Genomic DNA, 14,041 nt, shown 5'->3' with positions numbered 1-14,041 from the left:
GCTGCTCGCGGGTGGTGCTTGTGATGCTCATGGGACTGATGTGGTCGGTGTTCCGGTGCCGGTGCCAGTTCGACGCCGTGTCTGCTCCGGCCCTGGTGGCTAACTCAGGAGATTCTTCCGGTTTAGCCTGAAATCGGGCCGGATTGGGGCATCCGTGGCCGGTTTTCCTGAATTAGCCACAGAAGCACCAGGTGACAGTTGCGTGGTTGGGGGTGGGGACGGGCGGGGCGTGGTTGGGGGTGGGGACGGGCGGGGCGTGGTTGGGAAGGGGTGGGGACGGGCGGGGGACGGGCGGGTGGGGACCGGGCCTGGCCTGGGCTGGGGCTGGGGCTGGGCTGGTGGGGACGGGTGGGGACGGCGGGGCAGGCGCGACGGATGCGGCTAGCGGCCGGTGCCGCCGTGCACGACGGCCTCGTCGGTGGAATCGAGCCCGAAAGCCGTGTGCACCACCCGCAGCGCCTCGTTGATCGTGTCGGCCCGGGTGACCACCGAGATGCGGATCTCGCTGGTGGAAATCATCTCGATGTTGATCCCGGCCTCGTAGAGGGCCTCGAACAGCTTGGCGGAGACGCCCGTGTTGGTGCGCATCCCGGCGCCGACCAGCGCGAGCTTGCCGATCTGGTCGTCGTACTGAAGTCCGGCGAAACCGACGTTGGCCTGCTCATTCGTCAGCGCGGTCAGCACCTGCTGGCCCTCCGACTTGGGCAGGGTGAAGGAGATGTCGGTCAGGCCCGTGGCCGCGGCCGAGACGTTCTGCACGATCATGTCCACGTTGGCGTTGGTCTTGGCGACGATCTTGAAGATCTGCGCGGCCTTGCCGGGAATGTCGGGAACGCCGACGACCGTGACCTTGGCTTCGCTCAGGTCGGCGGCGACCCCGGCGATGATTGGCTCTTCCACTGTCTCTCCATTCGCGAGTGCGTTATTGGGATGCGTGTGCTCGGCGATCGAGGAGTTCGGGATCGCGATGTGCGGGCTGGTGGTATCCGGGTTGTACACGATGGTGCCCACGTTGTTGTTGAACGAGGAGCGCACGTGCAGCGTCACACCGTGCCGGCGGGCATATTCCACTGCCCGAATGTAGAGCACCTTGGCGCCGGACGCGGCCAGCTCGAGCATTTCCTCGCTGGAGATGCGGTCGAGTTTGTGGGCGCGGGGGACGACGCGCGGATCCGCGGTGAAGACGCCGTCGACATCCGTGTAGATCTCGCAGATGTCGGCGTTCAGCGCGGCGGCGAGGGCCACCGCGGTGGTGTCGGAGCCGCCGCGGCCGAGGGTGGTGATGTCTTTGGTGTCGCGGTTGAAGCCCTGGAAGCCGGCGACGATTGCGACGGCACCCTCGTCGAGGGCGTCGCGGAGGCGCCCGGGGGTGACGTCGACGATGCGCGCGGAGCCGTGGTGGGCATCCGTGATCATGCCCGCCTGGCTGCCGGTGAAGGAGCGGGCGTCGTAGCCCATGCTCTTGATCGCCATCGCGAGGAGGGCCATGGAGATGCGTTCGCCGGCCGTGAGCAGCATGTCGAGCTCGCGCGGCGCGGGGATCGGGGTGACCTGGTGCGCCAGGTCGAGGAGCTCGTCGGTGGAGTCGCCCATCGCGGAGACGGCGACGACGACCTCGTTGCCGGCCTTGCGGGTGTCGACGATGCGCTTGGCCACGCGCTTGATACTTTCAGCGTCGGCGACGGATGATCCGCCGAACTTCTGCACGATCAAGCTCACGTGGCACTCCTGGGGTTCGGAAACGCGGGCACAGCTAAGATTCCATCATAAATGCAGATGTATTCGGCACCGGCCATGTGACGTTTGGGCGCAGGGGTCACCGTTTGGGCCAGAGCCGCGAGTATGGCCGGCGCGCCTCAGTTCGTGACGGTGCGGCGGCCCTCGAAGGCGCGACCGAGGGTGACCTCGTCGGCGTACTCCAGGTCGCCGCCGACCGGCAGCCCGGACGCGAGCCGGGTGACCTTGATCTCGAGGGTGGTCAGCAGGCGCGAGAGGTACGTGGCGGTCGCCTCCCCCTCGAGGTTCGGGTCGGTGGCGATGATGACTTCCTGCACGGTGTTGTCGGCGAGGCGCTGCATCAGCTGACGGATGCGCAGGTCGTCGGGTCCGATCCCGTCGATGGGGCTGATCGCCCCGCCGAGCACGTGATAGAGCCCCTTGAATTCGCGGGTGCGCTCGACGGCGACGACGTCCTTGGCCTCTTCGACCACGCAGATCATCGCGGGGTTGCGGCGCGGGTCACGGCAGATCAGGCAGGTCTGTTGCTCGGAGACGTTGCCGCAGATCTCGCAGAAACGAACCTTGTCGCGCACCTCGAGGAGCACGTTCGCGAGGCGGGTCACGTCGAACGCCTCGGTCTGCAGAATGTGGAACGCGATGCGCTGAGCCGACTTGGGCCCGATTCCGGGCAGGCGGTTGAGCTCGTCGATCAGTTCCTGAACGATGCCTTCATACATGGGTTAGTCGCCTCTCTGGCGCGAGGCCGGCTCGTGCGGCTGTTCTTCGAGGAACGTTGCCCCGAGGATCTCACGCACCACCGACTCACCGTAACGCTGCTTCTCGGCGAAGGCGGGACCACGACGGGCAACGGATGCCGCTCCGCCCGTGGCCTGGGTCGGGGCGGTGGGCGCGGGCGGGGCGGTGGGAGGGGCGGTGGCAGTGGGCGCCGCGGCACGTGCGCCCGAGGTCGGCCCCGCGGCCTGGAAGCGCGCGGACTGAGCGCGTTCGGCGTGGACGTCCGGCGGGAATTCGTCGTCGAACGGCGGGGGCTCTTCGTCGAAGGGCGGCTCCTGCTCGGATGCGCGTTCGGGCGTGCGCACAACGGTCGGCGCGGGGCGGGACGCGTCGGCCGGACGGAGGGCCGCCGGAGCTTGCGCCGGCGTCGCCTGCGCGGCCGCACCGCCGGATCCGGGGATGACCACCGTGGCCCAGCCGCTGTCTGCCGCCGGGGAGCTGGGAATCGTGGCCGTCACCCATCCCCCGGGGGAGGGTTCCGGTGCGACGGATGCCCGTGCCGCGGCCTTCGCCGGTGCGGAGGCGGGCACGGGTGCGGAGGTAGAGGTAGGTGCCGAAGTGGCTGCGGGCGCGGAGGCGGGGGCTTCAGCGGGTGCCCCCGTGGTTGCGGACGCGGTCGTGTTCAGGGGCGCGGAGATACTCGCGGAGGCCGAGGTGTTTTCGGAAGCACCCGCGCCGTTGGCACCGACTTCGACTTCTGCGGCGACGGAAACGCCGGCCGGGTCGGGTTCCGCGTCGGTGTCGGCCTCGGTCGGTGTCGATGCCGGACTCTCGGGGGCTGTCCTGGTCTCGGAGGATGTTGATCCGGTTCGGCCGACCGTCGGGGTCGAGGTGAGCGGCGCGGCAGCAGATGACGGGGCTGCAGGCGACGGGGCTGCAGCGCTTGGGGCCGCAGATGTCGGAGCTGACGTTGGCGTTGTCACCGTGGGCGCCACCGCGGACGGCGCCGGCGGAGTCGCCGCGACGCCCGCCGGGGCTTCGCGGCCGCCGGAGATCGGGGGCGCATCCACCTTCGCGGTGAGCCTCGGCGTGAATCCGAGCACGTCGTTGACGGCCTTCTTGAGGTGGTCGCCGACGCCCGGTCCGGGTGCGGTGGACGGCCTGAGTCCCTCGACGTCTTTCTGGCTGGGGAACGAGAGCACGAGCAGGTCGCCGTCGCGGAGCTCGATGGCCCGTGCCGTGTAGAGCACCAGCCAGGCGTTGAACTTGGCGACCTTGACCGCCTCGAGGATCTCGGGCCAGGCATCCTTGACCTGTTGGAAGGTCACCGGTCCGACCGGGCGCGGCTTCTCGGCTGCGACCGGATCAGGGGTCGGCGCGGAGGCCGGGGTCGAAGCGGAGGCCTGGGCGGGGACCGGCGTCGGCGCGCCAGAAGGCGACGCACCAGCGGAACGTGCGGTCGAAGACGACGCCGCAGAAGTCGTCGCGGCAGAAACGGGTGCAGCTGAACCCGGCGCAGTGGAAGTCGGAACGGACGAGGCGACGTCGGCACCACGGGCGGGCGGCGAGGCCGACCCGGCGGGCGGGGCCGGGGCATCCGTCACCCGGGAATCGGCGACGTCAGCGTTGCCAGCGCCAACGCTGTTGACGGCACCAACGCTGTTGACGGCACCCACGCCGATGCGCCGCTCGAGGCGCTCGACGCGGGCGAGCGCGCCGCGGGTGGAGTCGTCGCTGGCGGGGATGAGCACGCGGGCGATCATGAGTTCGAGGTGGAGGCGCGGCGAGGTGGCGCCAGTCATCTCGGTGAGGGCGGCGTTGATCACGTCGGCGGTGCGGGACAGCTCGGCCGGGCCGAACTTGGCGGCCTGCACGGCCATGCGGTCGAGTTCATCCTGCGGCACGCCGCGGAGCACGGCGGCGGCCCCGGCCGCGGACGTGGCGCCCACGATGATCAGGTCGCGGAGGCGCTCGAGCAGGTCTTCAACGAAGCGGCGCGGGTCCTGGCCGGTCTGGATGACCCGGTCGACCGCGTCGAACGCGGCGGACGGGTCGCGGTCGGCGATCGCGTCGATCGACTCGTCGAGCAGGGACGCGTTCGTGTAGCCGAGCAGCGCCACGGCCCGCTCGTACTCGACCGAGTGCCCGTCGGAGCCGGCCATCAGCTGGTCGAGCAGGGACAGGGTGTCGCGCGGCGACCCGCCGCCGGCCCGCACGACCAGCGGCAGCACGCCGGGCGCCACGGTCATCTTCTCGGTCTCGCACATCTGCTGCACGTATTCGAGCATCGGCCCCGGCGGCACGAGCCGGAACGGGTAGTGATGCGTGCGCGAACGGATGGTGCCGATCACCTTTTCGGGTTCCGTCGTCGCGAAGATGAACTTGACGTGTTCGGGCGGCTCTTCGACGATCTTCAGCAGGGCGTTGAACCCCTGCGGCGTCACCATGTGCGCCTCGTCGAGGATGAAGATCTTGTAGCGGTCGCGGGCCGGCGCGAAGATCGCGCGCTCACGGATGTCGCGGGCATCGTCGACGCCGTTGTGACTGGCCGCGTCGATCTCGACCACGTCGAGGGAGCCGCCGCCGTCGCGGGACAGTTCCACGCAGCTCGGGCAGACCCCGCACGGAGTGTCGGTCGGACCTTCGGCGCAGTTCAGGCAGCGCGCGAGAATACGGGCGGATGTCGTCTTGCCGCAGCCGCGGGGGCCGCTGAACAGATAGGCATGGTTCACCCGGTTCGTGCGCAGGGCAGTCATCAGGGGATCCGTCACCTGAGACTGACCGATCATTTCGGCAAAGGTCTCGGGCCGGTAGCGGCGATACAGGGCGGTAACCACGGGGTCAATCGTAGTCGGAGCCACTGACAGTGGGGTCCGGGGTGGTGGGCCGGGCATCCGTTGGCGCCGGGGGCGGGCATCCGGTGGCGGGCCGTGCGTGCCCGGTCGGCGCGCCCACTTCGTCAGTTGCGGTCGAGTTCGCCTGGTGTGCCGGGCGAACTCGACCTGAAGTGGCGTACTCGGCGATTCGAAGGGCGGCAACGGGCATCCGTTGTCGCGCCGGGCGGGCATCCGTTGTCGCGCCGGGCGGGCATCCGTTGTCGCGCCGGGCGGGCCCGGTCGGTGCGCCCACTTCGTCAGTTGCGGTCGAGTTCGCCTGGTTTGCCCGGCGAACTCGACCGGAAGTGGCGAACTCGGCGCCGAGAATCGCCGAATGCGCCGAGAATCGCCGGTGGAACGGCGACTCTCGGCGCAATTGGCGCAAGTGGACGGTGCTGGACGGCGAGGGGATGCCACGGCCCGCGTGCGGACGGCACGGATGGTGCTGGACGGCACAGGTGCTGGACGGTACGGATGGTGCTGGACGGCACAGGTGCTGGACGGCACGGACGGCACGGACGGCACGAACTGCGCCGGACCGCGCCGGACCGCGCCGGACCGCGCCGGACCGCGCCGAACCGCGCCGTGCCGACTACCCGAAGAGCGCGGCGACCCTGGTCAGGGTCATGAACACGCCGTAGGCCAGCGGGATCCCGACCAGCGCCCAGGCGATTGTGAGTTGTGCGCTCTTCATGTCAGGACTCCATCGCTGGTTGGCCGACCACCGGGCGAGCGGTGACCGTTTCGTGGAATGTGGCCTGGACCGGCCGCACCATCAGGTTCGCCAGGAAGCCGATCACCAGCAGTCCCACCATGGTGAGCAGTGCCGGCTGGTAGGCCTGGGCGGTGAGCGCGCCCGGGGTGCCCTGGGCGTCGAGGAAACCGTTGACGATCAGCGGTCCGGCGATCCCGGCCGCGGACCAGGCGGTCAGCAGCCGGCCGTGGATGGCGCCGACCTGGAAGGTGCCGAAGAGGTCCCGCAGGTAGGCGGGCACGGTCGCGAAACCCCCGCCGTAGAACGAGATGATGACGAAGGCCAGCAGAACGTAGAGCGCGGTTGTGCTGGACCCGAACAGGGCGAGGAGGAGGTAGAGAACGGAGCCGACGCCCAGATAGACCATGTAGATGTTCCGGCGCCCCGTCTTGTCGGATGTCGCGGACCAGACAAATCGGCCGCCCATGTTGGCGATGGACAGCAGGCCGACGAAGCCGCCGGCCACGACGACCGACACGGTGGAGGTGCCGTCGGGCTGGCGGAAGAAGTCCTGGATCATCGGCGCCGCCTGCTCGAGGATGCCGATGCCGGCCGTGACGTTGCAGAAGAGTACGACCCAGACTAGCCAGAACTGGCGGGTCTTGATGGCGTTGGCCGCCGACACGTTCTTGTCCGTCACGAGCGGCCTCGCCTTGATCGTGGCCGGGTCGAAGCCGTCCGGCTTCCAGCCGGCGGCGGGAACGCGGATCGTGAACGCGCCGAACATCATGTACGCGAGGTACACGACGGCGAGGGTGAGGAAGAGTTTGCCGACCGCGTCTCCGCTGGCCACCCAGCCCTCCGCACCCGAGTTGGGGTCATAGAGTGCGAGCAGCGCCGTGGAGACCGGGCTGGCGATCAGGGCGCCGCCGCCGAATCCCATGATCGCCATGCCGGTGGCCAGCCCGGGACGGTCAGGGAACCACTTGATCAAGGTCGAAACCGGGGAGATGTAGCCGATGCCCAGGCCGATCCCGCCGATGAAGCCGTAGCCGAGGTAGACCAGCCAGAGCTGGCCGGAGAAGATGCCGAGCGAGCCCACGAGGAATCCGCCGGACCAGAACAGCGCCGACACGAACATCGCCTTGCGCGGGCCCTGTGTGTCGACCCACGTTCCCATCAGCGCGGCGGACAGTCCGAGCATGACGATGGCGATCGAGAAGATCAGGCCGATCTGGGTCAAGCTGACACCGAAGTGGGCGACGAGGGCGGTCTTGTACACGCTGGTCGCGTACGCCTGACCGATGCACAGGTGCAGGGCGAGGGCGGATGGCGGAATGAGCCAGCGGTTGAATCCAGGAGGTGCAATCGTGCGTTCGCGGTCGAGCCAGCTCATGTGTTCCCCCTCGTGGGGAGCTGCGTACAACAGCCCCATTACTGTCGGCATACGCGCCGTGGGCGAAACACTAGCAGTCCGCCCGCGGGCTTCCGGGAGAAGTGCCATGGCGTGGCGCGTGCTTTCCGGTCGCTCGGGACCGACGTAACATCGGACGATTTCGCAACACGCCGCATCCGTCGCCACCGGATGGTGCACCCTCTTCGGCAGTTCCGGTCGAGTTCGCCATCTGTGCCCGGCGAACTCGACCGCAAGTGACGAACTCGGCGCCGAGAATCGCCGAATGCGCCGAGACTCGCCAGTGGAACGGCGACTCTCGGCACAATCGGCGCGGCTCGACGGAGCTGGACGGCACACACGCAAATCGGCCGCCCCCAGCGCGGGAGCGGCCGATCCGATCAGTACAGCGGGATCACCGGAGGGCGATCACCGGCAGGCGATCACCGGAGGGCGATCACCGGCAGGCGATCACCGGAGGGCGATCACCGGAGGGCGATCACCGGAACCTGACTACAGCGACGGATGCGTGCGGCTGATCGTCGCCAGCGTTTGGCGGGCGATCTCCAGCTCCTCGTTCGTCGGGATGACGAGCACGGTCACGCGCGAGTTGTCCGTGGAGATCACGCGCGGCTTGCGCGACTTCGCCTCGTTGCGCTCGGGGTCGATTTCGATCCCCATGCCCTCGAGTCCGGCCAGCGCGCCCGCGCGCACAATCGGCGAGTTCTCGCCGACGCCCGCGGTGAAGACGATCACGTCGACCGCGCCCAGCTGGGCGTAGTAGTTGCCGACATACCCCTTGATCCGGTGGAAGTACACGTCGAGGGCGGCCTGGGCCACCGGGTCGCCCGCGACCGCGGCGTTCTCCACGTCGCGCATGTCGCCGTTGCCGGCCAGCGCCAGCATGCCGCCGCGGCGGTTCAGCAGGTCGTCGAGCTCGGCGGTGGTCATCCCGGCCCGGCGGCGCAGGTGGAAGATCACGGCCGGGTCGATGTCGCCCGAGCGGGTGCCCATGACGAGCCCCTGCAGCGGGGTCATGCCCATGGAGGTGTCGATCGAGTTTCCACCGTCGACGGCACACACGGATGCCCCGTTGCCCAGGTGCAGCACGATCGTCTTCAGCTCGGCCAGCGGCCGGTCGAGGAAGGTGGCCACGGCCTCCGACACGAACTTGTGCGAGGTGCCGTGGAAGCCGTACTTGCGCACGCGGTAGCGCGTCGCCAGATCCTTGTCGATGGCGTAGGTGTAGGCCGCCGGCGGCAGCGTCTGGTGGAACGCGGTGTCGAAGACGGCAACGTGAGGCACGTTTGCGAAGCTGGCACGAGCGGCACGGATGCCCTGAACGGCGCCCGGGTTGTGCAGCGGCGCGATCTCGGACAGGTCCTCGATGTTCAGCTCGACCAGGTGGGTGACCTCGGTCGGCTCGAAGAACCGGTTCCCGCCCTGCACGACGCGGTGGCCCACGGCGATCAGGTCGGCTTCGGAGAGCTGGGGTCCGTGCTCGGCGAAGGCCTCGAGCATCACGGCGAAGCCGGCGGTGTGGTCCGCGATCGGCAGGTCGCGTTCGGTGCGGCCGTCCTTGGACGTGCCCACGTTGTGCCGTGCGTGACCGATCGGCTCACCGATGCGCTCGACGAGGCCGCTGGCGAGCTCGGTTTCGGTGTCCATGTCGAGCAGCTGGTACTTGAACGAGGACGAGCCCGAGTTGACGACCAGGACGGCGGTCATGCGGACACCGCCGCGGCAGTCGCCGGAACAGCAGTCGCAGCGGCAGCTGCGGACAGCGTCGCGGCCTGGATGGCGGTGATGGCTACGGTGTTGACGATGTCCTGCACAAGTGCTCCTCGAGAAAGGTCATTAATGGGTTTACGCAGCCCCTGCAGCACGGGGCCGATGGCGACGGCACCTGCGCTTCGCTGCACGGCCTTGTACGTGTTGTTGCCCGTATTCAGGTCGGGGAAGATGAAGACGGTGGCGCGGCCGGCGACGGCGGAACCGGGCATCTTCGTGGCGGCGACGGCGGCATCCGCTGCCGCGTCGTACTGGATCGGTCCCTCGATCAACAGGTCGGGGCGACGCTCCCGCACGAGGGCGGTCGCGGCGCGAACCTTGTCGACGTCCGCACCCTGGCCGGACTCGCCGGTCGAGTACGAGAGCATCGCGATTCGCGGCTCGATGCCGAACTCCACGGCCGTCTCCGACGCGGAGATGGCGATGTCGGCGAGCTGCTCCGCGGTGGGGTCAGGGTTCACCGCGCAGTCGCCGTAGACGAGCACCTTGTCGGCGAGCGCCATCAGGAACACGCTCGACACGACCGAGACGTTCGGCCGGGTCTTGATAATCTCGAAGCTGGGCCGGATGGTGTGCGCCGTCGTGTGGGTGGCGCCGGAGACCATGCCGTCGGCCAGGCCGAGCTGCACCATCATCGTGCCGAAGTAGGACACGTCGGTGACCTGCTCCATGGCCTGCTCGACCGTGACGCCCTTGTGGGCGCGCAGCTTCGCGTAGGCCTCGGCGAACTTGTGCCGCAGCACGTCGTCGAAGGGGCTCACGACCTGGGCCCGGGAGATGTCGAGCCCGAGGCCGATCGCGCGCGAGCGCACCTCGAACTCCTCACCCAGGATGATGATGTCGGCCACGTCGCGGGCCAGCAGGGTCGCGGCGGCGCGCAGCACGCGGTCGTCGTCCCCTTCCGGCAGCACGATCCGCTTGCGGTTGGTGCGCGCCCGCTCGAGCAGCGTGTACTCGAACATCAGCGGGGTCACCACGTCGGCGCGGCTCACTTCGAGCCGGTCCAGCAGAACGGATGCGTCCACGTGGCCTTCGAACAGGGCCAGCGCGGTGTCGCGCTTGCGCTGGGAATCCGCGGCCATCCGGCCCGGCGTGTGCGTGATGCGCAGCGCCGCGTCGTACGAGCCGAGCTCGGTGCGGATGATCGGCACCGACGGTGCGAGGCCCTCGACGAGCCGTTCGATCTCCTCGGGCAGGGCGAACCCGCCGACCAGCACGATGCCCGCGATCGACGGGAACGTCGCGGAGGAGTTCGCCATCAGCACGGCGAGCAGCACCTGCGGTCGGTCGCTGGGAACCACGACCACGGCGCCCTCGAACAGGCGCGGCAGCACGTTGACCATCGACATGGCCGCGACCACCACACCGAGCGCCTCGCGGCTGAGCAGGGCCTGGTCACCCTTGACGAGGGTGCCGCTGGTGGCCTTGAGGATGCTCTTCATGCTCGGCGCCACGAGGAACGGGTCCTCGGGCAGCGCCCAGACCGGCACCGCGTTCAGCCCCTTGCCGGGCAACATGCCGGCGTCGATGACACCGCGCACGGCGGCGATGAGCTCGTCCAGCCGGGCCGGGTCGGCCCGGTTGACGATGACGCCCACCAGGGACACGTGCTCCTCGCGCAGTTCGGCCAGCGTGACGTCGGTCAGCTGACGGATGTCCTCCGGCGTGCGCGGGTCGCTCTGCCCGAGCTGACGGTCGTTGCGGTCGCCCGGGGCGATCGCTGCACCCTGGTCGCGCCCGTCGCCCTGGCCGGGACCGACCCGGCCGCCGAGCACCAGCAGAACCGGCACCCCCAGGTTGGCGGCGATGCGCAGGTTGAAGGCCAGTTCGGTGGGACTGCCGACATCCGTGTAGTCGGAACCGACCACGACGACGGCGTCACACTGGGCCTCGACGGCCTTGTACCGCTGCACGATCTTGCCAAGGGCGGCATCGGGGTCGAGGTGCACCTCTTCGTAGGTGACGCCGACGCACTCCTCGTAGCTGAGCGGAGGCAGCGGGCTGGGGGCGGCCCCGGAGGACAGGTGCGAGAGCAGCAGCTCGAGCACGTAGTCGGGGTGGTGCACCGACCGGGCGATGGGCCGGAACACGCCGACCCGCTCGACCGAGCGGAGCAGGGTGTCGAGCACGCCGAGCGCGATGGTGGATTTTCCGGTATTTCCCTCGGGAGAGGTGATGTAAATGCTGTCAGCCACGGTTATACGTTGTCTCCACCGGTAGACACACCGGCATTGTTGGGGGTCACGCCGACGCCAGTGGCGTCCCAGACCCATTCGGTGACGGCGGGGATGTCTTCCCCGTGGTCTCTGGTGTACGAGCGGGCCCGCAAGCGGGCATCCTGCATCTCCTGGCGCAACAGGCCGGCGCGGGCGCCGAGTCCGGGAACGCGGTCGATGACGTCCATGACCAGGTGGTACCGGTCGAGGTCGTTGAGCATGACCATGTCGAACGGCGTGGTGGTCGTGCCGTTCTCCTTATAGCCGCGGGCGTGCAGGTTGCCGTGCCCGTTGCGCTTGTAGGTCAGGCGATGGATCAGCCACGGATACCCGTGGTAGGCGAACACGATCGGCTTGTCGGCCGTGAAGATCGCGTCGAATTCCTGGTCGCTGAGACCGTGCGGGTGGTCGGCCTCGGACTGCAGGCGCATCAGGTCGACGACGTTCACGACGCGCACGGCGAGGTCGGGCAGCCATTCCCGCAGGATGGAGGCCGCGGCCAGCACCTCGAGCGTGGGCACCTCGCCGGCGGCGGCGAGCACGACGTCGGGTGAGGTGCCGAACTTCTCGGTGCCCGCCCAGTCGAAGATGCCGAGGCCGCGCTTGCAGTGCGCGACGGCCTGGTCCATGTTCAGCCAGTTCGGGGCCGGCTGCTTGCCCGCGACGACCACGTTGACGTAGTCCACGCTGCGCAGGCAGTGGTTGTAGGTGGCGAGCAGGGTGTTGGCGTCGAACGGCAGGTAGACGCGCACGACATCCGCGCTCTTGTTGACGACGTGGTCGATGAAGCCGGGGTCCTGGTGCGAGAACCCGTTGTGGTCCTGGCGCCAGACGTGCGAGCTGAGCAGGTAGTTCAGGCTCGAGATGGAGCGGCGCCACGGGATCTCGCGGGTGACCTTGAGCCACTTGGCGTGCTGGTTGAACATGGAGTCCACGATGTGGATGAAGGCCTCGTAGCAGTTGAAGAGTCCGTGGCGCCCGGTGAGCAGGTAGCCCTCCAGCCAGCCCTGGCACTGGTGCTCGGAGAGCATCTCCATCACCCGGCCGGCGCGCGCGAGGTTGGTGTCGCCCTCGTGGTACTCGGCGTTCCACTGCTTGTCGGTGGCCTCGTAGACGGCCGGGGCGAGGCGGTTGGATGCCGTCTCGTCGGGCCCGAAGATGCGGAAGTTGTCGGGGTTGTCACGGATGACGTCGGCCAGCCAGGTGCCGAGCACCTTGGTGGCCTCATCGGTGGTGGCGCCCGGGGAGGGGACCTCGACCGCGTAGTCGCGGAAGTCGGGCAGCTTCAGCGCCCGCCGGAGCAGCCCGCCGTTGGAGATCGGGTTGGCGCTCATCCGCAGGTCGCCGTCGGGGACGAGCGCGGTGATGCTCCGCATCGGGGCCCCGGACTCGTCGAAGAGTTCCTCTGGTTTGTAGGACGCGAGCCACTGCTCGAGCACGCGGGTGTGCGCCTCGGTGTCGCGGGCGTTGCTGAGCGGCACCTGGTGCGAACGCCAGGAGTCCACGACCTGCACGCCGTCGATGACGGCCGGGCAGGTCCAGCCCTTCGGCGTGCGCAGGATGATCATCGGCCAGCGGGGCCGCTCGGTGTCGCCGGCGAGGGCGCGGGCCTTGATCTCGGCGATCTCGTTGAGCACGACGTCGAGCGTTTCGGCCATCCGCTGGTGCACCAGGAGCGGGTCTTCGCCGTCGAAACCGCCGGCGACGATGTGGGGCGTGTGGCCGTAGCCGCGCATCAGGTCGAGTAGTTCCTCTTCGGGGATGCGGGCGAGCACGGTGGGGTTGGCGATCTTGTACCCGTTGAGGTGCAGGATCGGCAGCACGACGCCATCCTGCAGCGGGTCGATGAACTTGTTCGAGTGCCAGCTGGTGGCCAGCGGGCCGGTCTCGGCCTCGCCGTCGCCGACGACCGCGGCCACGAGCAGATCGGGGTTGTCGAAGGCGGCGCCATAGGCGTGGCTGAGCGCGTAGCCGAGCTCACCGCCCTCGTGGATGGAGCCGGGGGTCTCGGGTGAGGCGTGGCTGGGGATGCCGCCCGGGAACGAGAACTGGCGGAACAGTGCCTTGACGCCCTGCTCGGACTGTTCGATGCCGGAGTAGATCTCGGTATAGGTGCCGTCGAGGTAGGCGTTGGCGACCATGCCGGGACCGCCGTGGCCGGGGCCGGTGACGTACAGCGTGCTGATTTTGCGTTCCTGGATGACGCGGTTCAGGTGGGCATAAAGAAAATTGAGCCCCGGGGTCGTTCCCCAGTGGCCCAACAGTCGAGGTTTAATGTGTTCCCGCGTCAGCGGCTCGCGCAATAACGGGTTGTCCAGCAGATAGATCTGCCCGACGGAAAGATAATTGGCCGCCCGCCACCAGGCATCGACGCTTTCCAGCGCTTCGGCGCTGAGCGGATGCGGTGAGCTGACTGGCCAGACAAAGGGTTTACCGGACGATTCAACCATTGGGTGCCTCCATGCACTGTTCGGGGCGTTGACTGCGCGATTCCATCTTACGAGGAGATGGCAAATCGTTATCATTGCTAACGGCCTGCCGGGCGCGGATGTGGCGCGCGGGGCGCGTTCGGCGTGGCGGGCGGGGCGCGTGGCGGGTGCGGCGCGTGGCGGGTGCG

Annotated in this window: 7 protein-coding genes; all 7 read right to left on the bottom strand. The window is 68.8% G+C overall.

Annotated elements, in window-relative coordinates; all coding sequences use genetic code 11:
• Positions 1–381 precede the first annotated feature (381 nt).
• The gene (locus E3T37_RS06055; protein WP_134365916.1) at positions 382–1,719 is read right to left on the bottom strand and encodes an aspartate kinase; all 1,338 of its coding nucleotides are present in this window, start codon (positions 1,717–1,719) and stop codon (positions 382–384) included.
• A gap of 137 nt (positions 1,720–1,856) precedes the next feature.
• Positions 1,857–2,456: a recombination mediator RecR gene (recR, locus tag E3T37_RS06050; RefSeq protein ID WP_134365915.1), complete on the bottom strand. Its 600-nt coding sequence runs from the start codon at positions 2,454–2,456 to the stop codon at positions 1,857–1,859.
• Between the two features lie 3 nt (positions 2,457–2,459).
• A complete protein-coding gene (locus E3T37_RS06045; protein WP_134365914.1) occupies positions 2,460–5,291 on the bottom strand; it encodes a DNA polymerase III subunit gamma and tau in 2,832 nt (943 codons plus the stop codon).
• A 734-nt stretch (positions 5,292–6,025) separates the two neighbouring features.
• On the bottom strand, positions 6,026–7,420 hold the full coding sequence (locus tag E3T37_RS06040; RefSeq protein ID WP_134365913.1) for an OFA family MFS transporter: 1,395 nt from the start codon (positions 7,418–7,420) through the stop codon (positions 6,026–6,028).
• Between the two features lie 510 nt (positions 7,421–7,930).
• Positions 7,931–9,145, bottom strand: a complete 1,215-nt coding sequence (locus tag E3T37_RS06035; RefSeq protein ID WP_134365912.1) for an acetate/propionate family kinase — start codon at positions 9,143–9,145, stop codon at positions 7,931–7,933.
• Positions 9,142–11,403, bottom strand: coding sequence for a phosphate acetyltransferase (pta, locus tag E3T37_RS06030; RefSeq protein WP_134365911.1), 2,262 nt, complete (start codon positions 11,401–11,403; stop codon positions 9,142–9,144). Before pta ends, E3T37_RS06035 begins: the two co-directional genes overlap by 4 nt.
• A 2-nt stretch (positions 11,404–11,405) precedes the next feature.
• A complete protein-coding gene (locus E3T37_RS06025; protein ID WP_134365910.1) occupies positions 11,406–13,874 on the bottom strand; it encodes a phosphoketolase in 2,469 nt (822 codons plus the stop codon).
• Positions 13,875–14,041: the final 167 nt, after the last annotated feature.

Origin of the sequence: Cryobacterium sp. TMT2-10, from assembly GCF_004403075.1 — a bacterium.
Lineage (GTDB): Bacteria > Actinomycetota > Actinomycetes > Actinomycetales > Microbacteriaceae > Cryobacterium > Cryobacterium shii.
Note: the sequence above shows the minus strand (reverse complement) of the source record. Positions and strands in the feature narration are given on the sequence as shown.

Coding starts and splice junctions, on each gene's coding strand:
- recR (WP_134365915.1), bottom strand. CDS start 2,456: ATGTATGAAGGCATCGTTCAGGAACTGATCGACGAGCTCAACCGCCTG.
- E3T37_RS06040 (WP_134365913.1), bottom strand. CDS start 7,420: ATGAGCTGGCTCGACCGCGAACGCACGATTGCACCTCCTGGATTCAAC.
- E3T37_RS06035 (WP_134365912.1), bottom strand. CDS start 9,145: ATGACCGCCGTCCTGGTCGTCAACTCGGGCTCGTCCTCGTTCAAGTAC.
- E3T37_RS06025 (WP_134365910.1), bottom strand. CDS start 13,874: ATGGTTGAATCGTCCGGTAAACCCTTTGTCTGGCCAGTCAGCTCACCG.